Annotated in this window: 20 protein-coding genes; 14 read left to right on the top strand and 6 right to left on the bottom strand. The window is 39.3% G+C overall.

Annotation, left to right across the window (positions count from 1 at the left end):
* Window positions 1-138 precede the first annotated feature (138 nt).
* The 7 genes from atpH (at window position 139) to ACFIKG_RS02910 (ending at window position 8,069) form a co-directional block, all read left to right on the top strand.
* Window positions 139-723 (top strand): ATP synthase F1 subunit delta, encoded by a 585-nt coding sequence (atpH, locus tag ACFIKG_RS02880; protein ID WP_375626606.1) that lies wholly within the window; start codon window positions 139-141, stop codon window positions 721-723.
* Entirely contained in the window at window positions 723-2,258 is a 1,536-nt protein-coding gene (gene atpA, locus ACFIKG_RS02885; RefSeq protein WP_375625226.1) for a F0F1 ATP synthase subunit alpha, read from the top strand. Before atpH ends, atpA begins: the two co-directional genes overlap by 1 nt.
* Window positions 2,259-2,278: 20 nt before the next feature.
* The gene (locus ACFIKG_RS02890; protein WP_375625227.1) at window positions 2,279-3,190 is read left to right on the top strand and encodes a F0F1 ATP synthase subunit gamma; all 912 of its coding nucleotides are present in this window, start codon (window positions 2,279-2,281) and stop codon (window positions 3,188-3,190) included.
* A 19-nt stretch (window positions 3,191-3,209) separates the two neighbouring features.
* Window positions 3,210-4,853, top strand: a complete 1,644-nt coding sequence (atpD, locus tag ACFIKG_RS02895) for a F0F1 ATP synthase subunit beta (RefSeq protein ID WP_375651720.1) — start codon at window positions 3,210-3,212, stop codon at window positions 4,851-4,853.
* Window positions 4,854-4,961: 108 nt separating this feature from the next.
* Window positions 4,962-5,378: an ATP synthase F1 subunit epsilon gene (atpC, locus tag ACFIKG_RS02900; protein ID WP_375625229.1), complete on the top strand. Its 417-nt coding sequence runs from the start codon at window positions 4,962-4,964 to the stop codon at window positions 5,376-5,378.
* Between the two features lie 24 nt (window positions 5,379-5,402).
* Entirely contained in the window at window positions 5,403-7,031 is a 1,629-nt protein-coding gene (locus ACFIKG_RS02905; protein ID WP_375625230.1) for an MFS transporter, read from the top strand.
* Between the two features lie 30 nt (window positions 7,032-7,061).
* Window positions 7,062-8,069, top strand: coding sequence for an HlyD family secretion protein (locus tag ACFIKG_RS02910; protein ID WP_375625231.1), 1,008 nt, complete (start codon window positions 7,062-7,064; stop codon window positions 8,067-8,069).
* Window positions 8,070-8,546: 477 nt separating this feature from the next.
* Here ACFIKG_RS02910 and ACFIKG_RS02915 read toward each other — a convergent pair whose 3' ends face one another.
* On the bottom strand, window positions 8,547-8,831 hold the full coding sequence (locus ACFIKG_RS02915; RefSeq protein WP_375625232.1) for a hypothetical protein: 285 nt from the start codon (window positions 8,829-8,831) through the stop codon (window positions 8,547-8,549).
* A gap of 864 nt (window positions 8,832-9,695) precedes the next feature.
* Between ACFIKG_RS02915 and ispG the strand changes: the two genes are divergently transcribed.
* Both ispG and ACFIKG_RS02925 read left to right on the top strand, forming a co-directional pair.
* Complete coding sequence (ispG, locus tag ACFIKG_RS02920; RefSeq protein ID WP_375625233.1) at window positions 9,696-10,937, top strand: flavodoxin-dependent (E)-4-hydroxy-3-methylbut-2-enyl-diphosphate synthase; 1,242 nt, start codon at window positions 9,696-9,698, stop codon at window positions 10,935-10,937.
* 341 nt (window positions 10,938-11,278) lie between these two features.
* Window positions 11,279-12,430, top strand: a complete 1,152-nt coding sequence (locus tag ACFIKG_RS02925) for an MFS transporter (RefSeq protein WP_375625234.1) — start codon at window positions 11,279-11,281, stop codon at window positions 12,428-12,430.
* A gap of 564 nt (window positions 12,431-12,994) precedes the next feature.
* On the opposite strand, the gene ACFIKG_RS02930 is transcribed toward ACFIKG_RS02925, so the two are convergent.
* Window positions 12,995-13,897, bottom strand: coding sequence for a polyprenyl synthetase family protein (locus ACFIKG_RS02930; RefSeq protein WP_375651721.1), 903 nt, complete (start codon window positions 13,895-13,897; stop codon window positions 12,995-12,997).
* 424 nt (window positions 13,898-14,321) lie between these two features.
* Between ACFIKG_RS02930 and rpmF the strand changes: the two genes are divergently transcribed.
* The 3 genes from rpmF (at window position 14,322) to ACFIKG_RS02945 (ending at window position 14,897) form a co-directional block, all read left to right on the top strand.
* Window positions 14,322-14,501 (top strand): 50S ribosomal protein L32, encoded by a 180-nt coding sequence (rpmF, locus tag ACFIKG_RS02935; RefSeq protein WP_005774555.1) that lies wholly within the window; start codon window positions 14,322-14,324, stop codon window positions 14,499-14,501.
* Window positions 14,502-14,594: 93 nt separating this feature from the next.
* Window positions 14,595-14,723: a hypothetical protein gene (locus tag ACFIKG_RS02940; protein ID WP_375651722.1), complete on the top strand. Its 129-nt coding sequence runs from the start codon at window positions 14,595-14,597 to the stop codon at window positions 14,721-14,723.
* 45 nt (window positions 14,724-14,768) lie between these two features.
* Entirely contained in the window at window positions 14,769-14,897 is a 129-nt protein-coding gene (locus tag ACFIKG_RS02945; RefSeq protein ID WP_375651783.1) for a hypothetical protein, read from the top strand.
* Window positions 14,898-16,865: 1,968 nt separating this feature from the next.
* Here ACFIKG_RS02945 and ACFIKG_RS02950 read toward each other — a convergent pair.
* The 3 genes from ACFIKG_RS02950 to ACFIKG_RS02960 form a co-directional block, all read right to left on the bottom strand.
* Window positions 16,866-17,450 (bottom strand): CarD family transcriptional regulator, encoded by a 585-nt coding sequence (locus tag ACFIKG_RS02950; RefSeq protein ID WP_375626593.1) that lies wholly within the window; start codon window positions 17,448-17,450, stop codon window positions 16,866-16,868.
* Between the two features lie 304 nt (window positions 17,451-17,754).
* On the bottom strand, window positions 17,755-18,096 hold the full coding sequence (gene fdxA, locus ACFIKG_RS02955) for a ferredoxin FdxA (protein WP_375648180.1): 342 nt from the start codon (window positions 18,094-18,096) through the stop codon (window positions 17,755-17,757).
* 21 nt (window positions 18,097-18,117) lie between these two features.
* Window positions 18,118-19,698, bottom strand: a complete 1,581-nt coding sequence (locus tag ACFIKG_RS02960; RefSeq protein ID WP_375651723.1) for a hypothetical protein — start codon at window positions 19,696-19,698, stop codon at window positions 18,118-18,120.
* Window positions 19,699-20,279: 581 nt separating this feature from the next.
* On the opposite strand from ACFIKG_RS02960, the gene ACFIKG_RS02965 reads away from it, so the two are divergent.
* Window positions 20,280-21,191: an RNA polymerase factor sigma-32 gene (locus ACFIKG_RS02965; protein ID WP_015856975.1), complete on the top strand. Its 912-nt coding sequence runs from the start codon at window positions 20,280-20,282 to the stop codon at window positions 21,189-21,191.
* Window positions 21,192-21,509: 318 nt separating this feature from the next.
* Here ACFIKG_RS02965 and ACFIKG_RS02970 read toward each other — a convergent pair whose 3' ends face one another.
* Window positions 21,510-23,087 carry a M48 family metalloprotease gene (locus tag ACFIKG_RS02970; protein ID WP_375651724.1) on the bottom strand — a complete coding sequence of 526 codons (1,578 nt, stop codon included), beginning with the start codon at window positions 23,085-23,087 and terminating at the stop codon, window positions 21,510-21,512.
* 156 nt (window positions 23,088-23,243) lie between these two features.
* On the opposite strand from ACFIKG_RS02970, the gene ACFIKG_RS02975 reads away from it, so the two are divergent.
* Complete coding sequence (locus ACFIKG_RS02975) at window positions 23,244-23,879, top strand: thiamine diphosphokinase (protein ID WP_375651725.1); 636 nt, start codon at window positions 23,244-23,246, stop codon at window positions 23,877-23,879.
* Window positions 23,880-23,903: the final 24 nt, after the last annotated feature.

A 23,903-nucleotide genomic window follows, 5' to 3' on the forward strand; every position in this document is an offset into this window, starting at 1 on the left:
GAGTCGGCTATGTCTATGCTAGAAACCAAGAGGTTTTTGTTCTAGGTTTTAAGAAGAAGATTCTTAAGATTGAGAATGTCTGTTTCATTTCATCTGATAACTATCAGAGAGTCGCTCAAGGGAAAGAGGCGGTATTTCGTGTCGGATTCATTTTCTCTCATACCGCTGCCGTTGGTAGATCAACGCTATGCGCAAGCGCTTTTTGATTGCGTTCAAGAAGCTGGAAACGTTGAAAAGGTTGAAAAGGCAGTGGAAGATCTTTTGCTTGTTTTGGAGCAAAATAAAGATTTAAAACGCTTTGTGCTTAGTCCATTCTTTTCAGTTAAAGAGCAAATTAAGGTGATGCAATCTGTTTGTGCAAACATCAAATTTGCTGATAAAAACGCAGGGCAGGTTATTGGTAATTTTTTACGCGTTATTGCAACAAATCGTAGGCTTAGTGCCGTATTTGGTATTTTACATGCTTTTCAGCGTTGCGTTGCGCGCGCTCGTAGGCAGGTTACTGCGCAAATTATTTCTGCGCGCCCCTTAAGTTCTCAACAAAGACAAGAGTTGTGTGAGGCTTTGGAAGGTGTCGTTGGAGGAAAAGTTTTGCTACACAGCATTGTGAATCCAACAATTCTTGGTGGATTAATCGTTCGTGTGGGATCGTCTCAAATTGATACGTCTCTTCTCACAAAATTGTCTTCGCTTAAGCTTGCATTGAAAAAAGAGGTCAGCTGATGGATATTAGACCATCTGAAATTTCAAAAATTCTAAAAGAGCAAATCAAAAACTTTGACCAAAAGGCTGAGGTTTCAGAAATTGGTTGGGTTCTCTCTGTAGGGGATGGTATCGCTCGCGTTTATGGTTTGGATAATGTCCAAGCAGGGGAAATGGTCGCCTTTCCAAACGGTGTGCGCGGTATGGCCCTCAATTTGGAAGTTGATAATGTTGGTGTGGTCATTTTTGGCTCAGATCGTGATATTCGTGAAGGTGATTGTGTAAAGCGATTGGGCACTATCGTCGATGTTCCTGTGGGGCCCGCTTTGCTCGGGCGTGTGGTTGATGCGTTGGGAAACCCTATCGATGGTAAGGGGCCCATTAAAGCAACAGAGCGTCGTCGTGTTGATGTTAAGGCTCCTGGAATTATTCCGCGTCAGTCTGTCCATGAACCGATGTCGACCGGATTGAAAGCGATTGACGCACTTATCCCTATCGGACGGGGACAGCGTGAATTGGTGATTGGTGATCGCCAAACAGGAAAAACAGCGATTTTGCTCGATACATTTTTAAACCAAAAACCTTTTCATGAAAAAGGGGCTGGACGAGAGCAAGACAAAGTTTATTGTATTTATGTGGCTATCGGTCAAAAACGTTCGACGGTGGCACAATTCGTTAAAGTTTTAGAAGAACGTGGAGCGTTGGAATATTCTATTATTGTTGCAGCGACCGCTTCTGATCCAGCACCACTGCAATTTATTGCACCTCTTTCTGGATGTGCTATGGGTGAGTATTTCCGTGATAATGGGCAACATGCTTTGATCGGTTATGATGATTTGTCAAAACAGGCGGTGGCGTATCGTCAAATGTCTCTTTTATTGCGTCGTCCTCCAGGTCGTGAAGCTTATCCGGGGGACGTTTTCTATCTGCATTCGCGTCTTTTAGAACGGGCTGCGAAGTTGAATGCGGAAAATGGATCTGGGTCGTTGACAGCTTTGCCGGTTATTGAAACGCAAGCAAATGATGTTTCTGCCTATATTCCTACAAATGTGATTTCGATTACTGATGGGCAAATTTTTCTAGAGACTAATTTGTTTTATCAAGGAATTCGTCCTGCTGTAAATGTTGGTCTTTCTGTGTCGCGTGTTGGTTCTGCCGCACAAATTAAGGCGATGAAGCAAGTTGCTGGCTCGATTAAAGGTGAATTGGCACAATATCGTGAAATGGCAGCTTTTGCGCAGTTTGGCTCTGATTTGGATGCGTCAACTCAGCGTCTATTGAATCGGGGTGCACGCTTGACAGAGTTGTTGAAACAGCCGCAATTTTCTCCACTTAAAACGGAAGAACAAGTGGTGGTTATTTTCGCCGGTGTGAATGGCTATCTTGATGCTTTGGCGGTTTCTGATGTTGCGCGGTTTGAGCAGGGACTTTTGGTGCTTTTGCGTAGTGATTATCAAGATCTCTTAAAGGCAATTGCTGAGCAAAAGCAAATAACAGACGAGCTGAAAGATAAGTTGATAACTGTTCTTAATACTTATGCGAAAAATTTCTCGTGATGAATTGATGGAATGCTTGAATGGCTTCACTAAAAGATCTTAGAGACCGTATCGCTTCGGTTAAAGCAACACAAAAGATCACCAAAGCTATGCAGATGGTTGCAGCGGCAAGGTTGCATCGTGCTCAAGAGGCAGCGCAGTCTGCGCGTCCTTATGCGAAGAAGATGGCTGATATTTTGACCAGTCTTGCTGCTGATGTAGATGGTGTTGATGCGCCTGCTCTTATGCGTGGTACGGGGCGAGATGATGTGCATCTCTTGGTGGTGTGTACTGCTGAGCGCGGTTTGTGTGGTGCTTTTAATGTGCAAATTGCTCGTCGTGCACGTGAACAGATTAAGGCATTGTTGGCATCTGGTAAAATAGTGAAAATTATCACTGTGGGCAAAAAAGGTGCGGATATTTTATCGCGTGATTACAAAGGTTTGATAATTGATCATATCGATTTGCATGCTGTAAAGCGCATTGGTTTTGCAGAGGCGGTGATGATTAGTCAACGGATTGTTGATTTATTCAATGAAGGCGCTTTCGATGTCTGTACGCTGTTTTATTCTGAATTTATTTCTGTGATTAATCAGCGTCCAACAGCTTTTGGCTTGATTCCGATGATTGCTCCAAAAGCAGCTGTTGAGGCAATAGATGTTGAGGAGCAAACAGATCATAGCAAAGGTTCACAATCAATTGTCTATGAGTATGAACCTGATGCGGCTTCTCTTTTAGAGGCGCTTGTGCCACGCAATCTTTCGGTGCAAATCTTTCGGGCTTTGCTAGAAAATATTGCTGGTGAAATGGGTGCCAAGATGACAGCTATGGACAATGCATCGCGCAATGCAGGTGAAATGATTAATAAATTGACGGTAGCTTATAATCGTCAACGTCAGGCACAGATTACGACAGAATTGATCGAAATTATTGCGGGCGCTGAAGCGCTTTAAATGGAAAAGGTAAGGATTGATGGTAAAAGCAGTAACCTCAAGCAAAGGAACAGAAAAAGGTGAAAAAAAGAAACCAGCTGTTCGTTCCGGCGTGAAAAAAGCCGCTTCGAAGTCTCAAGTGGATGTAACGGCTTCAGTGGATGTAAAGGCTTCCTCTGCGCCTGCGCGTAGTGCAGCTAAAGATACACCTGTAAAAAAAGATGCATCCGCAAAAAAAGAAGAGCGTGCACAAGCCACTGTTGGTGAGATCAAGCAGGTTATTGGTGCTGTCGTTGATGTGCAATTTGAAGGTGAGTTGCCAAATATTCTTAACGCTTTGGAAACAGAGAATTTAGGCAATCGCTTGGTGTTAGAAGTTGCGCAGCATTTGGGTGAAAATACCGTGCGTACGATTGCTATGGATACTACTGATGGTTTGATGCGGGGCCAAAAGGTTGTGGATACAGGTACGCAAATTAGCGTTCCTGTAGGAGAAGCAACATTGGGACGTATTATGAATGTGATTGGAGAGCCGGTGGATAATGTGGGACCAATTCCTGCAACCAAAACGCGTTCTATTCACCAAGATGCACCTGCATATGTTGAGCAATCAACCATTTCAGAAATTCTCGTCACCGGTATTAAAGTTGTGGATTTGTTAGCTCCTTATTCTAAAGGAGGTAAAATTGGCTTGTTTGGTGGCGCTGGTGTTGGAAAAACCGTTCTTATTATGGAGCTTATAAACAATATTGCAAAGGCTCATGGTGGCTATTCTGTATTTGCTGGTGTGGGAGAACGTACACGGGAAGGAAATGATCTTTATTATGAAATGATTGAAAGCCGCGTGAATGTGAATCCAAAAGAGAATAATGGTTCAACGGAAGGGTCGAAGTGTGCCCTTGTTTACGGGCAAATGAATGAACCACCAGGAGCGCGTGCGCGTGTGGCTCTCTCAGGATTGACAATTGCAGAAAGTTTCCGTGATGAAGGACAAGATGTTCTCTTCTTTGTAGATAATATTTTCCGTTTCACGCAAGCTGGTGCTGAAGTGTCAGCGCTTTTAGGGCGTATCCCTTCTGCTGTGGGGTATCAGCCTACCTTGGCAACGGATATGGGGGCTTTGCAAGAACGTATTACCAGTACAAAAACAGGCTCTATTACTTCCGTTCAGGCAATTTATGTTCCTGCCGATGACTTGACGGATCCAGCGCCGGCAACGTCTTTTGCTCATTTGGATGCAACAACTGTTCTTTCGCGCTCTATTGCGGAAAAGGGAATTTATCCGGCGGTTGATCCGCTTGACTCCTTCTCGCGTATGTTGGATCCATTGATTGTAGGAGAAGAGCATTACACTGTTGCTTGTCAAGTGCAAACCATTTTACAACGTTATAGAGCGCTTCAGGATATTATTGCTATTCTTGGAATGGATGAACTTTCTGAAGATGACAAATTGCTGGTGGGACGGGCGCGTAAAATTGAACGTTTCCTTTCGCAACCTTTCCATGTTGCGGAAGCCTTTACTGGTTCGCCAGGGAAACTCGTTCCTTTAGAAGAGACAATCAAAGGCTTTAAAGGTCTTTGTGCTGGCGATTATGATGATTTGCCAGAAGCTGCTTTTTATATGGTTGGTTCGATTGATGAAGCACTTGAAAAAGGAAAGCGTCTCATGGCAGAGGCGTCTTAATAAGAAGCTTCTTGTTCAAGAGAAAACTGTCATGAATATTTTTCGTTAAAAAGGACAAGTCGTTGAAGAAAACAGAGAGTCCTTATATCGGGTATTGTGGAGACTTTTGTGGAAAACAATAGAGAAGAGCATTTTTTATTTGAGCTTGTATCGCCTGAAAAAATTGTGTTTTCAGAGCAGGTAGTGTCTGTTGTTCTTCCTTCAGCTTCAGGTTATTTGACAGTTATGGCGCATCATGCGCCATTGGTAGCAAGCATTGTTTTGGGTAGTGTGCGTGTTCGCACCTCTTTGGGTGAAAAATTGTTTGCTGTATGTGGGGGCGTTGCAAATATCACCTTTTCGGGCTGCTCTTTATTGGTAGAGCACGTTGTGGCTGTAGAGCATCTTTCTTTTGATGTATTGGAACAGCGGATTTTGCAGGTTCAAGCGACATTAGAAGGAGGGACAAGAGATGAGGATAATCACAAAATAGAGGCTTTTTTCCAGCAATTGTCAGCTGATGGTGCTGTGTTGATAGAAGCGTAGCAGCGTATACAGGAAAAAGGTGACATGAGCGGAAAAAAGAGTACGGTTGTGTTTGCTAAAAGGGGCGGAAAACCTTTTCCTCGTCCTGGTCGTGTTTTTGCAGGACCTTTGCCGAAATGTTTTGTTTATATTTTTGCTTCTCTTATTTTGCAATGGGCTTATGGTTTAGGGGCTAATATTGTTCAGTCTAACATTGTCCATCTTACGGGTGATTTTCACGCAACTTTGACCGAGACAACATGGTTGGTAGCGGCCTATATGGCGCCAAATGTGAGTGTAGCGATTATGTTGATCAAAATCCGCTATCAATTTGGGTTGCGTGCTTTTGCTGAATTATCAATCCTTGGTTTCGTTTTGGTTTGCGTGTTGCAACTCTTTGTTACGGATTTGCGTTCTGCATTGATTATTCGCTTTTTTGCTGGGATTGCTGCTGCTCCTTTGGCTTCACTTGCGCTGCTTTATATGATGGAGGCTTTTGCTCCAGCAAAGAAGTTTACTGTTGGTCTTAGTTTGAATTATATGAATGCGGCTTTAGCGGCACCTTTATCGCGTTTGATTTCTCCTGATTTGCTGGAAAATGGTGGTTTTTCTAGTCTTTCCGCTTTGGAAATGGGGTTGGTTCTCATCAGCTTGGTCTGTATCTATACTTTGCCTTTAACGCCTGTTGTCCGCAGTAAGGTTATTCAAAAGTTAGATTGGATAAGTTATGGTTTGATTGCTCTTGGTCTTGGATTAAATGCCGTGATTATGTCTGTTGGCATATTGTATTGGTGGTATGAAGCGCCATGGATTGGTTGGGGGCTTGCACTTGCTATTTTCTCGTTGGCTATTGCTATTATTATTGAGCTTAATAGAGAAAAACCGCTGATTGATTTACGTTGGATTTTCAGTAAAGAAATGGTTCAATCTGTTTTTATTTTATTGATCTTTCATGTTTTTTTGTTGGAACGGTCAAATTTGCCCGTAGGTTTTTTTAATCTTTTTGGTTTGCTTAATCGTGAGATGGCGCCCATGTATCTTGCGGTGACATTGGGTACTCTGTTAGGGGGGGCTGTTTGTGTCTTTTTTTTACGGGCGGGGCGTGAAGATTATTTTTATTTGTTATCTTTAGGTTGTTTGGCGCTGGGAGCTTATTTAGACAGTCGTGTAAACTATTTAACACGTCCGAAAGATATGATGTTGAGCCAAGGGTTGGTGAGTTTTAGTTATGCACTTTTTTTGCCTCCTGCTCTTTTCAAAGGGTTTGTGATTGCTGGTGAGCGAGGACCGCGTTATGTTTTGAGTTTTATTGCGGTTTTTTTGCTAACACAAGTGACAGGGGGATTGATGGGATCGGCTTTTTTTGGCAGCCTACAGTTTTATTTTGCCCATAAAAACTTTGAGTCCTTAACACAAAATATTGTTGTGACTGATCCGCTTATTTCTGGTGAGATGAATACTTTGTTTTCGCCTTCTTATGGTGCTTCTGTTCCCCATGGCTTGAGCAGTGAACAGGGTACTTCTATGTTGATAGAAAAATTTAAGTTAATAGCAAATATTTTTGCTTATGATGACGTTTTTCGGCTTTATTTTTATATTTCAATGATTGTATTCATTATTTTTCTTGTCACAATGGTTGTTAAGTCATGCTCTTTGCAGGCGTTAGAAAAGTAGAATGATGCCCATAGAAGAGGGGTGCAAAAAATGATAAAAGCATTACGGTCAAAAGCTACGATTGTTGCATTCTTGTCAGGTGTTACGGGTGTTTTGCTGATTTTGTGGGCTTGGAGACTTCCTCCTTTTGTGAGTAACATTCAAATAACGGATAATGCTTCCATTAAGGGCAATGTTACTCTGGTTAGTTCACAGATCTCTGGGGTGATTGCACGGATTTATGTGCAAGATTATCAACGTGTTGAAAAAGGAATGCTGCTCTTTGAGCTTGATGATTCTCTTCTTCGTCAGCAGCTTGCACGGGCACAGGCTGTTCTCGATTCAAAAAATGCAAAACTGGCAAGTATTGAATTGCAAGCTCAGATTTTACAGGGAGAAGTTAATGCTGCAGAAGCAGAATTAACGCGTTCACGAGCATTCTCTAATGTTGTTCCTGATAGTAAAAAGTTAGGCTTTGGTGATGCTGCAATTTCTGTTTCTCGCCCTCTTTCACAACTCTTGGCAGCCCTAGAAACAAAACGACAATTGCAAAAACAATTAAATCTTGAACGGCAAAGTTTACAGTCAGAAGTTTCGGGAGCAAAGGTGAGTGTTGAGTTGGCAAAACTTAATCTTGATCATACGAAGATTTTATCTCCTAGAACAGGCTATATTGGATTGGTTGGCGCTAAGGTAGGGCAATATGTTATGCCGGGTACGCAATTGGTCTCTGTTATTTCTGATGATATTTGGATTATTGCTAATTATAAGGAAACGCAACTTTCTCAGATGCGTGTTGGACAACCGGTTGTTTTTTCTGTTGATGCATTGAACAACAAAAAGTTAACGGGGCGTGTGGTTCGTTTTGCTCCGGCGACAGGTTCAGAGTTTTCATTGTTAAAAACAGATACGACAATTGGTAATTTTATCAAAATTGCGCAACGTATTTCAGTACGGATTTCTTTAGATCCTGGGCAGGAGGGGATTGAAAAGCTCATTCCTGGGATGTCTGTGGTTACGTATGTGGATACTTCGCAGCGGGTCGATTCTGGAGGATAAATTTTGGGTTTTTTCAGTTTAATTCTTGTGTCATTTACTTATAGCAAATGGGTATTCACATTGGAAGATTTCGTTTGGTTTTTTATAATACATCTTTTAAAGCTCTTAGGCTCCTTAATCTTCTATATCATGATGTAAAATAATGTTCCTTAAAATATTAAAGCGCATGCATCTTTACTGACTTCCATTTCTTTTGAAATAACTCAGTAGGGGGGATAGATGCAATGTTGAAAACTTTTCTTATAGTTTCTCACAACACTGTCCTTTGAGATGTGGTGCTACCGCGTGTTTTGAGGATAGGGGTAAGGAGACTGCCAGATAGAAAATTGGATAATAGATTGGTGGAATGGATGGAAAACTTATCTTTTGGAGGAAAGCGTAAAGTTAGGGGGAAAGATGTAAAGTTTATATTTTGTAAACTATAAAAAATGCCCGCTTTGAGTCGGGCATTAAAAGGGAAGGTTGTTGGTTGTGTTGTTAATTTTTACGGATCAGCAAGAAGCTTACTAAAACGACTCCTGCTGTTAGTGCGAGGGTTTTTTTAGGATTTTCTTTCGCTTTTTTCTTTAATTCTGCAGCATGTTCGTTGAGGTGATAAAGCGCGTGACGGCCTTTTTGTTTCCATGTGTTAAACAGCTCAGAAATGTTTTCAAAGTTATCATTTTGAGAACTCCAATGATTTACGGGGACCAGCTCTCTTTTTAATTGTGCTATACGTTTTTTAATTTTAGCATTTTTTCTATGGGGTGAAAATAGACACATTTATTGACTCCTTCATGTGTTAAATTGTTGTGTGACAGTTGGAATTGTGTTTGGGGTTTTGCTATAACGGCTTGAAAATTGAAAGGTTGCATTGATAATGCCGCGCGTGGGTGAGATGAGAATTAAGAGTTTGGTTTTAATGAGGCATTTCTTAATGTGCTCGAGTTCATTTCGTGATGGTGTTTGTTAAGGATTTAAGGTAAAAATTTTTACAAAATGGTGTAAAATTCATTCTATCATCTTTATTTCATAAAGATGTAAGTCGGTGTCTTCATTTTTTTGTTTGTTTAAAGTGTTGGGATAGCTTTTGGCACTTGAAATAGTTTATAAGGAATTTTTATCTACTTGTTCTTTTGTGGCTTTAGGGAGTGGTATTGATTCAATTAAGAAGATTTAAAATGAGAAAATCTTACGATATTTGGGGTTGCCATTCAAATTTGTAAAAAATTGATTATTATAAATCAATGTGTTGGATTAATTGGGCGGTGTCTTTCATGCATTTTTAAAAATTGCGCTTTGATAGGTGTTATCTGTTGTGTTGTAAAGCACTGTTTTGCGATGACGTGGATGTGCGGTATAGGCATGCAACTTAAAAATACAGTATTGTCTCTGTTTGGTTTCAGTTTCTTTTTGAATCAACCAAGTGTAGAAGTATAAACTTGAACAGAAGTAGTAGAACTTATCCGGTGCGTCTATAGGATGAATCGCACCTATGAGTTGAATTGCATCAGTGGTTAGTAGGTGGAACCTTTTGAGAGTAATCTGTTAAGATTGGGGGGCGGTGTAATTTTCGTCCTTTGAAGCGTGGAGGAAGTCAATGTAAATGATGATTGATAGCGCAGGTTTTAAAAATTTGAGGACTTGATGAGTACGACCTATTTTTTATCTAAACCACTTGAGCGTCGTCGATCTGTTGGTGTTGCTGTTGGTGATGTGATCATTGGGGGGCAGAGCCCGATAGTTGTACAGTCAATGACCAATACGGATACAGCTGATGTTGATGCAACTGTTGCTCAAGTGGCTGCTCTTTGGCAAGCTGGTTCACAATTGGTTCGGATTACTGTTGATCGTGATGAAGCGGCGGCAGCTGTACCAAAAATACGGGAGCGATTGGAGAGGTTAGGATTTTTTGTACCCTTGGTTGGGGATTTTCATTATATTGGACATAAGCTTTTATCTGATCATCCTGCGTGTGCTGAGGCGCTTGCAAAATATCGCATCAATCCTGGAAATGTTGGTTTTGGCGCAAAAAAAGATCGTCAATTTGCAGAAATTATAGAGATTGCTTGTCGGTATCATAAACCTATTCGCATTGGCGTGAATTGGGGCTCTCTTGATAATGCATTGTTAACACGGCTTATGAATGAAAATGCACAGCAAGAAAATCCTTTATCGGTTGCTGAAGTGATGCGGGAAACTGTTGTGCAGTCTGCTCTGCAATCGGCTCTTTGCGCTGAAGAGATGGGGTTGGGACGTGATAAAATTATTCTCTCTGCTAAAGTGAGTGATGTCCAAGATCTTATTGCTGTTTATACCACCTTGGCGGCGCGTTGTGATTATGCTCTTCATTTGGGATTAACGGAAGCTGGGATGGGAACAAAGGGCGTTGTTGCTTCTTCGGTGGCTTTGGGCATTTTATTACAACAAGGGATTGGCGATACAATACGAATTTCCTTAACACCAAAACCTGGTGGTGATCGGACACGAGAAGTAAAGGTGGGGCAAGAACTTTTGCAAGTAATGGGTTTTCGGCAATTTTTGCCTGTGGTTGCGGCTTGTCCTGGTTGTGGGCGCACAACCTCAACGGTCTTTCAACAATTGGCGCAAAAAATTGAAGCAGATTTATACAAAAATATGCCTGTTTGGCGTGAAAAATACCCTGGCGTTGAAAGTTTGAAGGTTGCCGTGATGGGATGTATCGTCAATGGACCGGGGGAGTCAAAACATGCAGATATTGGAATCTCTTTGCCTGGAGTGGGGGAAAGTCCTGCGGCACCTGTTTTTATTGATGGACAAAAGGTAAAAACTTTGCGGGGTGATCACATTGCTGAAGAATTTGAAGCGCTTTTGAGTGATTATATTCATACACGCTTTGGACAGGGTTGAAATAAATTCTTGGAGTGCATTTTTTCTTCATTAAAGGCTGTGTTTTTGCTTGTAAATCAATATTCAGTCCTCATTGTGGTTGCATGTTGAGAACAAGATGATCGTTCATAAATTGAGGCGCTTCTTCATTGTTTTCAAGTATTTCTCTTTGATAATACTGTCTTCAAACAGATCCAATAGAAAACTAAACGTGACATTAATTTCCAGCAATTTTCAGAATATCAAATTGATAGGATTGGAGTTCTATATAGCGGCTATTGCCATATTTGTTATAAAATTTAAGCTTTTATCTTTATATAAAAGGATGTATTGACACCTTTCGTGGTGTTATTGGGGAATAGATGACAAATATATTAGCGTTTGGATTTTTATTTAACGGTATAAGAATTTTAACAGGTGCCTTTATTGTATTTTATATGCTTGAAAAAGGGCTAACTCTTATTGATATCGGGATCATTAAGTCGTTTCAGGCTTTTATTATGATGGTTACAGATATTCCTCTGGGATATTTTGCCGATAGAAAAAGTTATAAAATATCTATCGTTTTGGCAGCGGCTTTTGCTGCTACATGGCTATGTCTCATGGGATTTTCTACAAGCTTTTATGGTTTTCTTTTGGCAGAATCTTTTAATGCCTTATCGCTGACATTGATTGCTGGCGCCTATAATGCTTTACTTGTTCAATATGCAAAAGCAAAATTGACATCGACTAAAAAAGTGCTTGGTTCTAGCTCTCAATATAATTACATCGGCATGTTTATATTCAGTTTAATCGGCGCATATTTTGCTGATTATTCTAGCCAATATATATGGTATATCGCGGCGTTTTTAATGTTGATGACAACACTATTTGGTTTGTTTTTTCTTGATGACCTGAAAGGAGAAAAACAACCAAATAAAGCGAATTCTCTCATTTATGATGCTAAAGAGATGTTGTCTATTTTTATTAAAGTTCCTTATATCTCTTTATGCTTTTATTTTTCACTGATCTTTTTCAATATATTCTCGCAGTATTGGCAGTGGATATTTAAAGATCATAATATTAATGTCACTTATTTTGATCTTGGTGTGACATTTTCACTGATATTGCTCTCTCAGCTCTTGGCTAGTTTTCTCTTTACAAAACTAAGTGAAAGAGTGAATTTTATTTTACTACTGTTTCTTTCGGCTTCACTGATTTTTACAATGGTTTTCTTTGAGCCAAGAAAAGAAATTGCTGTTATTTTAGTCTGTATGATTTTTTACTTAATTAAGTATACATATCTTCGTGTAGAAGTTATTTTGCACGATAGTATTAGTGATCATTTCAGGGCTACATATGAATCTTTTTTGTCAACCGTTGGGAGATTTAGCTTATTGGTATTTTTTTACATGAGTGCGTATATGGTCAATATATTTGGCTTTTTCTCACTCGTTTATATTTTGGGTATTTATTTATTGGTTTATCTGTTGGCAATGTTTTTTTTGGAAGGAGCCCTAAAGAAATCTCAGTGAAAATAGTAACGTATTATCACGTGTGTTTCATGCAGTGCTATAGTGGGGCTAGGCTTTTATTTATTAAGGCGCATCATTGTTTTGCATGTTGAATGAGAAAGCTGAATAGTGTCAGTTACTCTCATTTAAAATCTATGTATGTTGAAGCAATCAAAGTCATCTGCTTGTACGTTATAAGTGGGCATGGCATAACAATCATTAAAAAGGAAATAAAAATGCTTCTCATGAATATTGTGCCAAGAGTTGCTGACAAGGTTGGACGCTGATAAAGAAAATGATTGTGCCGGATTATATGCTTATTAAAGAATGGTGATTGCGCATTATTTCACATTTTCTTTTTTCATTCTTTAATGGAAGGCACTTTTCATGCAAAATAGGATACCCAGAATACACTTGTGTTATAAATTCACGCGGCTTGTTTTAATGAAATTCCTCTCAAGATTTGTCGCATCCATTTCATGATAAGGACTATAATGGAGATTAATGGTAACGTTTCTTTGAAAAGTCTATTATGCATTTAACAAAGATGACGATTTACACTATGTGCAATAGGGTGGATGAAGTTTAATTTTTGCGTAGTGCACTAAAGTGTGCTGCTTGTTGGAGGGGGAGTGCTTTAGCGCCAAAAGGATGTAAGAATGCTTCTGCTTTACTGATGAGTGTATCTCGCTTTTTTTGGGTTTCTTCAATGCCGTAAAGATGAACAAAAGTTGCTTTTTGTGCCGTTTCATCTTTCCCAGCCGTTTTTCCTAGGGTTTGCGTGTTGGCGGTGACATCAAGAAGGTCATCGGTTAATTGAAAGGCTAAACCAAGATAGGTACCAAAATCAGTAAGCTTTTCGGTTAATTCTTTGGACGCATTGCCAATGATGGCGCCTGCTTGGCAAGCAAAGCTTATCAGGGCTGCTGTTTTCATGTGTTGTAGAGTGGTGATGTCAGTACTTTCTTGCGGTCTTTTTTCAGCTTCAAGGTCCAGCATTTGTCCACCTAACATACCGCCAAGTCCTGCCGATTGTGCAAGAGACGTGATCAGCTTTATTCTAATGTCTGTCGATAGAGTACTGGCTTTATGGGCAATGATTTCAAAGGCAAATGTTAAGAGGGCATTGCCTGCTAGAATTGCTGTTGCTTCATCAAATGCTATATGGACGGTGGGTTTTCCACGCCGGAGTATATCGTTATCCATAGCGGGAAGATCATCATGAATGAGCGAATAACAATGGATACATTCTAAGGCACATGCAACATCAAGAGAATGTTCTACAGGAACATCAAAAAGTGCAGCACTTTGAATCACAAGAAAAGGACGCAGGCGTTTTCCACCGTTCAGCACACCATAGCGCATGGCTTTGATTAAGTTTTTAGGGCGTGAAATTTCACCATTTTGGATTTGATCACTTAACAGGGTATCAAGCCGCTTTTCAACGGTGTATCCATGTTTTGCAAGAAGGGTGGTAAATTCGTGCATTCTTGCTTCCTTTGTTTTTACAAAAATGAAATTATGAAGTTTAAAAAGAAAGGTTGTCGCTTTTTCTTTTTTTCATAAATTGGCGTCGTTTTTTATTAAAATCAATTTCTCTTTTTATCCGTATCTCTATTGTATGCGCAAATCCCTTTTTAAACTAAATAAAAATTGAATGAAGGTCTTATAAAAAAGATTTCATTGGTGTATAAAATTCTCAAATTTTGCGGTGTTTTGGATATTCATTTGATCATTTTGACACCATTTTTGATGAAAAGAAGGTCATTTTTGGTAAGAGGAGGGTCATTTTGACATTGCCTCTTCTTTTTTATCAGTGTATAATATCCTCAAATTTTATGGTGTTTTTAAATGAAGCATTGTCATTTTTGACATTGCTTTTTCTGTTTTAATGGATTTGGAGTGTCTTTTTATGGCTGTACCTAAACGAAAAACCTCTCCAGCGAAGAGGGGCATGCGCCGTTCGGCTGATGCTCTGAAGGCGCCGACTTATATCGAAGATAAAAATTCTGGTGAATTACGTCGTCCTCATCACATTGATTTGAAAACGGGAATGTATCGCGGGCGTTCCGTTTTAGTGGTTAAAGACTGAGCGTTTTATCTCTTTTCCAGTAGTAAGCTTCTTTTGATTCATGAGTGAATGCACGTTTGTGGCGTGCATTTTCGCTTTAAGATGGATGTTGAGGTGTCTTTGCATCGCTCTCATCACATTGATTTGAAAATGGGAATGTATCGCGGGCGTTCCGTTTTAGTGGTTAAAACTTTAGCGTTTTATCTCTTTTCCGGTAGTAAGCTTCTTTTGATTCATGAGTGAATGCACGCTTTGGGCGTGCATTTTCGCTTTAATGTGGGTGTTGAGGTGTCCTTGTATCGTCCTCATCACATTGATTTGAAAACGGGAATGTATCGCGGTCGTTCCGTTTTAGTGGTTAAAACTTTAGCGTTTTATCTCTTTTCCAGTAGTAAGCTTTCTTTGATTGATGAGTGAGTGCACGCTTTGGGCGTGCATTTTCGCTTTAATGTGGGTGTTGAGGTGCCCTTACGTCCTCCTCATCACATTGATGTGGGAAAGGGAATGTATCGCGGGCATTCCGTTTTAGTGGTTAAAACTTTAGCGTTTTATCTCTTTTCCAGTATTAAGTTTCCTTTGATTCATGGGTGAATGCATTTGGTAAGATGTGTTTTTCGCTTTTTCTTGAGAGGATATAAAGGATTGCTTGTGTCAGTGTCTTTTATGATGACTTCGTTAAGAGCTGGAATATTGATATAAGTTAGCTCAGTAATGGAAGCATTTTGTATCGCACTTAATTTTTGCTTACTGTAGAGGGAATCCTATTAGACCGTAAAATATCGTCGTTTAAGATGGTTGACCCATGTAAGGTTTTAAGCATACCGGTGTTTTTTATGAGAATATTTAAGGCAATGGTTTGTCTATAGGCTTATATTGTGACATGTGATTCTCCGAAAAAAATAGAGATTTACATCACATTGATTTATAAAGATCATTCGTTGTTTTGCGTCTTGAATGAAAGGTCTATCGTAGGATTTTCTCATTTTAAATTTCTCTCATGTTGAATCAATGACAATGACTTGCTTTTCGCTCACAAGTGGGGCTGGCATGTGGGTAAAAACTCTATAAGAAAGGAAAAAATGTCTATAATGAATATTTTCAAATGTAAGGATTGTTGTAACATTGGGGGTTAAGTGTATGATGATGCCAGCGTGTTTTCTTATAAGCAGAAAAGAGAAAACCGTTACAAGACAAAAGGTGTACACATTCAATACTCTTTAGTGCTTTTGATGATAAAGACATATGAGACTTTTCTGTGAATATCACGCTTTCTTTTCATATTTTTGTGAATATAAGGGATTTGTTACGAACAGCTTGTAAAATAAGTAAACTTAAAACCAGATGTTTTATGTATGGGGTTGAGCAAAGTATTTTATCAAAGCTAATATGATTCTCCAGTTCATAGCTGGTTTATAAATGGTTTTATGGTGTTACTTACCTAAGTTTGTGATTTTTTTGTTATCTGTTCATCAATATCTAATCTTTAGCGGTCTGTTTAAAACAGAGGTTCAGACTTTTAAGAGTTCTATGAATCATTTTAGATTTTGTATGTCCGATTGGGGTAAGAATATTGCGTACATCTCGTAATCTCTTAAATGAGAATATAACCTATTTTGGAAAAATATGAAGTTGCAAGGGATAATACCAACGTTCATTTTTATTGTTATTTTTTAAGTTAGCTTTACAGCTTTTAAAAGTATTTGGAATGCCTTTTATAGAATGGAGATGATGGTTTATTTCATGCTTTTGTTTATCGCGTTCTTTAATGGGGGAATGCTTCTCATGCAAAATAGAGCGCCCAAGACAAAATATATTTATGCTGTACCGTTACGCGTTTTTGAAAAAGAATATTTTCAATATTTGTTGCATCCATTTATGACGGCGTTTTTGAATGTTCTAATGGTTTTGTAGAAGGGCAAAAGGTAAAGTCTCGGTGCAGTGTATAAACGGCACTATGATCTTTACGCTTAATAAAAAAGCAAGCCCGCACCCTTACACATCTTACCAGATTCCAATGTTGGTATATCCTTTGGCACTTGAGACACTTCTCGCTCTTTTTGTATAGTTTTTACCCACAGATCAGCCCCGCTTGTGATTGACAAGCAAGTGATTTTGATTGATTCAACATGAGAGAAATTTGAAATGAGAAATCTTACGATATTCAAGATTCTAATTTAATATGAATAATGCTAGATTATGATGATTAATCAATTTTTTATCTATGAAGCAAGAAAATGAGGAGGAGGGATTTGTCGAAAAGTTAGATTGTTTATAGATTGGCGCTGGTTAAGAAATTTTGTCCTTAAGGGCAGAGAGGATATTAAAAAAATAAAACCAGCGAAAAGCTGGTTTTATCAAAATATCTCATTATGATGAAAGAGTGTTTTATGCAGCGTAGACAGCTTTACTGTTTTCATCTGTTTCTTCTCTCTCAGTTTTAAATTCGCATTTTGGCTTGTTGGAGAGATGCATCTCTATGAGATTGATAGCTTCTGTTTCAGAAAGACTATTAATAACTGCAATTTCGCGGGCCATTCTTTCAAGAGCAGCTGTATAAAGTTGGCGCTCAGAGTAAGATTGTTCAGGCTGTAGATTAGAGCGAAAAAGATCACGGACCACTTCGGCGATACAAATAAGATCTCCTGAGTTGATTTTAGCATCATATTCTTGCGCACGACGTGACCACATGGTTCGTTTAACGCGTGCTTTTCCACGTAAAACTTTTAAGGCGCGTTCGACAGAGTCACTAGCAGATAATTTACGCATTCCAACGGAAAGGGCTTTTGCAATGGGGACTTTGACATCCATCTTATCTTTCGCGAAATGAATGACAAAAAGTTTTAATTTATGTCCTGCAACTTCTTGATCTTCAATCGCTATAATTTGTCCTACTCCATGCGTAGGGTAGACGATATATTCAGAGGTTGCAAATTCTTTGGTCTTGGAAGACGCTCCATGTTGGGATGCCATATTTTAGTTTACTCCCTTATGATCAACAAATGTATCGGAAAACAGGTTATAAACCTGAGGGTTGAGTTTTCTTTAACCAAGTATATTGTACCAATTAAGTGAGCATAAAAGCCGAGTACTTTTAAATCCAAAAAAAATACACCGCTTTACTATAAAAAGCAAAGAAAAATACTTAGAAAGATGATCATGTTAAAATAACACTAACATCAAACTTCCAAAGAATCAATCATTTCGCTTAAGGATTTTTTTATTTTTAAAAGGGAAGTCTTTCAATTGTTGAAGGAGGAGGGTTCGCACTGTATCATTAGTCTTCGCCGCTTCCTGGATTTTCTGAAAAATACTTTTCTAATTTATTTGGAACGCCATCCATTTCTTTTGCTTGAGGAAGAGGATCTTTTTGGGTGGTTATATTAGGCCATTTGTTTGCATAATGAAGATTAAGTTCTAACCACTTTTCTAATCCTGGTTCTGTATCAGGTAAAATTGCTTCTGCTGGGCATTCTGGCACACAAACACCACAATCGATGCATTCGTCGGGGTGAATAACAAGCATGTTTTCCCCTTCGTAAAAACAATCAACAGGGCAGACTTCAACGCAATCCGTATATTTGCAGTGAATGCAGTTGTCGGTTACTACGTGGGTCACGATCAAACTCCATTTGTTACTTTAATTCTCTTTAGAGGAAAGTGTATGCGTGTTTTTATGATTGGTGAGTTGATCGCGTAGTATAGCTAGTTTCGCAAAAGGTGAATCAGGATTAAAGCGCTTTTCTTTTTGAAAAGGCTTATGATTTGCATGTTTGCCTTGGGATTTGTGGAACTTATGAGAGCGTTTTGTTTGTGATGGAGCTTCTTGAGGGGAATTTTCATTTGTGTGTTCCGCTTTTTTTACAGCGCTCTTCGATTTATTTTGCCACTTATTTCCTAATTTATCACGTTTTTTTTGTGCGTGGTGGTGAAATTGATGTCTATAATGCCATAGTAAAATAACTTTATCTTCTTGTGTAGGGAGAGGGGGGGGGGCAAAATTCCCAACAGGTTCAGCTGCCGGTAAATGATTGGTTTTATGGGGATATTTTTCAATACCAGAGGATAAAGTATTTGGGTATGAGGTATTTTTTTCTTCTCGTGTTGTTTCTGAATCGCTTATTGTTTTCCATTGACTGCCAACGCATTCTGCTTCAGGAACATCTTGCATTGTTCCATTGACAGAGGAAGAGGCTTGGTGTGCAAGGAGATTTTGTTCAAAAACAGTATTGCTTATGCTGTACGATTGATAACCAAGTCCTTTGAGGATTTCTTCCATATCGTTTCCATTGGCCCCAAGAATGGACATCATGGTTGGTGTAACAAAAAAACTTTTGCCATCATAGGCGCCATCGGGTTTGGGATCATTTCCTTGTTTCCAATGAAGTGCGGGGCGGATGAGATTGGCGAGACGTTCTAAAATATCAATCCTTACAGCACGTTGTCCTAAGATTCGGTAGCCGGCTAATTGATAAAATTGGCGGTTATAGGTAGGGTCAACAATCAAAGAGGTTCGACCAGCAGATAATGCTGACAAAATTTCACCCACACCAGTTTGATCTTGTTCCGCATTTTGAAGATTCCACAGGAGAGTAATGGCTTGAACCGGAGCAGGTTTAAGCATTCCGGCAACATAGATGTGAAAAGCGCCAAAACGTACGCCTAGACGCCGAAGCACGGCACGTGATTCTTGCGCAAGTTCTTTGACAATGTCTAAGACTTCGCGGCGTGGTAAAATCCCTAAAGAGTTAAAAAGTTGTAAAGCAAGACTGTTTGTTGAATCCGTTAAACTATCAGCATTACGCAAATCAAACAGGGGTTTTAAAGTCGTTTCAAAATGAAAGGTGACAAAGCGTTCTAATCGCTTCACAACGTTATTGCGGGATTCTCCAGTGAGTTGTTCATCTGCTAAAACAATCAGTTTTGGTTTGAAAAAATCTTCTGTTGCTACAAGCTGTCCTACGGGTTGACCAATCCAGCGCACAATTCCATCAGAACTGAGGGTAAAATCTCCATTTGCACAAGCACAAAAACGTGTTGCGCGTTTGGAAAAAGCAAGAATCAAATTTTCATTCTCTGTTGAAATTTGCTTCTCAGCTATTTGATCGCTACTGTTTTTGTTGGCATAAAAACGAAAACCTTCAAATTTACCCCTTCCGTGTTTTTCAATGAGAATATCATCTTGAAGAATTTCATCCTGTTGAACAATCTTGCTATCCATGATCATTTTCTTTCTCAGTGCGAAATTGGTCAAAAGCTTTTTGCGACAATTTCATAATGCTTCTCTTTCTTTAACACGTTTGTTGCGTTTGCTTCAATCACTCTTGTCGTTTTTTGCTGTTTCTTTTTGCGTCTTTAAAACTTGGATGATTCTTTTTTTTATTCAGTTTTCATTCAGTTTTGATGCTTTATATTTGCAAATTACACTTATTGGTTGTATTGTAAGGATGAAAGCATAAATAAATTCTTCAATTTAAAAGGAAACAGAACCGGTTATCAAAAAACAGCTTTTGTTTTACATGATCATTTTATTTTTTTTGTTGTTTTGTCATGAAAAGTGAAGAGAAAGTTTTTTCAAATATTTCATAGGCTAAAAGGCATATTGTAAAGGCATTTTGCAGGTGAAATTGTGTCTTATGACAAGAATTTTTACCATGACAGTAAAAAAAAACAATTGCGATTATAAAAATACACGTTAAAGTAGTGGGTACAGAAGTTAACAACTTTTGCGTTCTTTTTAAGCAAAGAACAATGATGTCGTTGCCAAATCAATTTTGATAATTTTAATCGCAAGGGGTTATTATGGGTAATCTTTCAAATGCTGTTTATAAAAGCAGCAAAAATTATAGCGATGCAGACAAAAGCTTAGGACGTAATATGATGCGTTCTGCTATGCAAGCACCTTATCTTGAACGACAAAAAGAGCATGATTTGGCTCTACGGTGGAAAGACAAACGTGATGATGATGCCATGCATCAAATTGCAGCAGCTCATATGCGTTTAGTGATTGCTATTGCTAACCGCTTTAAACGTTTCAAAATGCCATTGGGGGATTTGGTACAAGAAGGGTATGTGGGACTATTGGAAGCAGCTGCACGTTTTGAACCTGATCGGGAAGTGCGTTTTTCAACGTATGCAACGTGGTGGATACGCGCTTCTATTCAAGATTATATTTTGCGAAATTGGTCAATTGTTCGAGGGGGAACGAGTTCTTCGCAAAAAGCACTTTTCTTTAATCTTCGGCGGTTGCGTGCAAAACTGATACAAGATGATAGTGCTTTGTCAAAACAGGATATCTTTCGCACAATCGCTGAAAAGCTTGGCGTTTCCGTGCGCGATGTTGAAACGATGGATTTTCGTTTTTCCAGTTCTGATAATTCCTTGAGTGTTTCTGTTTCTGAGAACAGTGATAATCCCATTGCTAAGATGGATGTTTTGGTGGATGATAGTCCTCTTCCTGATGCTTTAATTGAGCAAGTCATTGATGGTCAAAGGCGTACACAATGGCTTTACGACGCGTTACAAATTCTCAATGAACGGGAGTTGGAAATTATTCGCTTTCGTCGCTTAAATGAAGAGGGTGCGACTCTTGAAGTTTTGGGTGAAAAGTTAGGAATCTCGAAAGAGCGCGTGCGTCAAATTGAAGCTAGGGCTTTGCAAAAGTTGCGTTCTGCTCTTCTTACGGTTCATTCAGAAGATGCTTACGATATATAAGCAGTAAAAGGCTTTGTGGGAGGAAGAGAGAGAACGTATAAGTAAGGGGGTATATGAGAGTATGATGAAGTTGGATTTAGGGGATTACCAGATTTGTCTAGGAATATGCCTCCTTGGGGATGCTTTTGGTGCTATTGATGAACAGAGGAAGATTGGGGGTGATGTTGGTTGGTAGGAAATATGTATCAAACGGAGACCTTATAAAAGCATGATGAAGTTGGATTTTAAAGTGTTTCTCTTTATTTTCGAATATGCTTTAAGGGGGAGGACATGATACAGATAGAAAAGAATCAAAGCTGTAGAAGATGAGAAAAAGGCTTATTCTGTAATAATTTTCACTTTTGTACCTGCGGGTAAAGTTTGTGTTGGTGAGAGGGCGTTGAGGATGCGAAAGAGTTTTTCTTTATCTGGTGTGTGTTGCATTTTATTGGCTAGGTTTGCAACGTTTTCTCCTTGTTTAACGCGGACAACACGGATTTTTAAGGGCTTCAGTTTTTTTAATTGTGAAGATGAAAGAGAATGAAAGCTTTGTAGCGTTTTTTGGGCAACCTCTACAAAATTTTGAGAATTATGTGGGGCGGCTGTCAGAAAACGAAAGATATGGTTGTTGAATGGAATGACAACTACATCAAATTGCCATTGCTCATTGGTAGCATGGGCTCGTGCTCCAAGTAAACTTTGGCTTTGGAATCCTTGACGCGTAAACTCTTGACTGGGGAGACTTTGAATTGTGATGGGGCGGATAGATGATTGGTCTAGCCCGATAATCCAGCCGCTTTTCAAATAATCACTCGCAGATATTCCAGTAGGATGCGGAATAGCATCAAAACGAATCGCAATTTTATCTGGTCCACTGGCCCAAACAGTGTGTGCTGAATGTTCTATTGTAAAATTATTTGGAACAGAAAAAGCTATGCGCAACTGTGGGTGAATAAATTGCTTACCTCGTACAAAACCTGTATAAAACCCTCCTCCAAAAATCATGCCATCAATGCTTTTGAGAAAAGAATCGCGATCGGTTGTTTTACTATTCCCTTTACTGATTTTACGCGCCTTTTCTATCGCAAGCCGAATGCGTTGAGGGGTGGTTGGGTGAGAAGCTAGAAAATCTAGAGAAGCATTTTGAGTGCCGGAGATATTACGCAAAGCACTATAGGCTTCCATTGTTTGAAGAAAGCGCGGTGAAGCAAATGGATCATATCCTGCTTGTTGGAGCATTTCAAGTGCAAGGGAATCAGCTTCCAGCTCTTGATTGCGGGAAAATTGCGCGAGTTGTTGCTTGTTTTGCACAGGGTTATGAAGTTTTTTGCCAATAGAAGAAAGAAGATGTGAAGATATGTGATTTGCCATCTTTAATTGGGCTTCTTTTTGCAGGCGTAAAATGCCATGATTGGCTCTAATATGTGCTATCTCATGGGCTAAAATGGCTGCAACTTCTGAAGAATCATTGGCTAATGCCAGCATACCACGAGTGATGTAGATTGCGCCATTGGGGAGCGCAAATGCGTTAATACTTTCTGAGTTTAAAATTGTTACAGAATAGTTTTGATGAGAACTATGGGATGCAACTGTCAGTTTACGGACAATCTTTGCTAAAAGGTGTTCAAGTTTTGCATTATAATAAGCGCCGCCATACATTTGCAAAATACGCGGGTGTTGCAAAGCGCTTAATGTGACATAGATATTGTGATTGTTGGTACGTTTGATTGTTTTAGAAGAAGTGGAAGAAAGCTTATCATTTTGAGAGAGGGGCGTATGACAAGCCGAAAGGAGAAACGTTAAACTTATGAGAGTGGCTTTATACAGGCACGAGTGAAAAAGAAAATTGCGTTGAAAAATGGGGTGCGTTGGACCATGGTGCACATTATTTCTGCGGAGTAATTTGGCAAATTGCATTTGTATCTTTTGTATCTTTGTATCGTATGTTTCTTTAAGAAAGACATTAGGGATAAGGATTCGTTGGGCTATATCACGCTTTTTGTTTATAAAAAATGACTCTCACTTATAAAAGGATGCGCTGTAAAGGAAATTTTGTGAAAGGCAAAGTATGGCATGACAACATTTACGATATTATTAAATGGAGATGTTCATATCACTGATCGTTTGCTTAATCAAATTCAAAACAGTCGGGTGATTGCTGCTGATGGTGGTATGCGTCATGCGGCAGCGCTTAATGTGTCGCCTGAGTTGTGGTTAGGCGATTTTGATTCGTCAGATGAGAATTTAATACGCAAATATAGTCATGTTCCGCGTGAAGTTTTTCCCTCTGATAAAGATATGACAGATAGTGCTCTGGCTTGTGAAAGAGCGCTGCGAAATGGCGCTAAAAAGCTTATTTTGTGCGGTGCTTTGGGAGGTGAGCGAAGTGATCATAGCCTTTCTCATATGACGCAAGCGTTAATGATGGCTGAAAGGGGCATTTCAGTGTTGTTGACAAGCGGTTTGGAAGAAGGCTGGCCGGTTTTGTCAAAACCCTGTTCGTATGATTTGCCTAAGGGATGTTTGTTTAGTATTATCGGTTTTTCTGATTTAAAAGGCTTAACTCTTAAAGGGGTAAAATGGCCAATTTGTGACAAAAATGTGTCATTTGGCTCTTCTTTAACACTTTCTAACCGTATTTGTGGAACCTTTTCTTGCCATTTAGGTTCTGGAAAAGCTATATTGTTAGCGTCTGTGCCTATTCCATAAAGCTCTTCCAATAATATTTTGAAT

Source organism: Bartonella sp. LB28NMGDW, from assembly GCF_042194435.1.
Lineage (GTDB): Bacteria > Pseudomonadota > Alphaproteobacteria > Rhizobiales > Rhizobiaceae > Bartonella > Bartonella grahamii.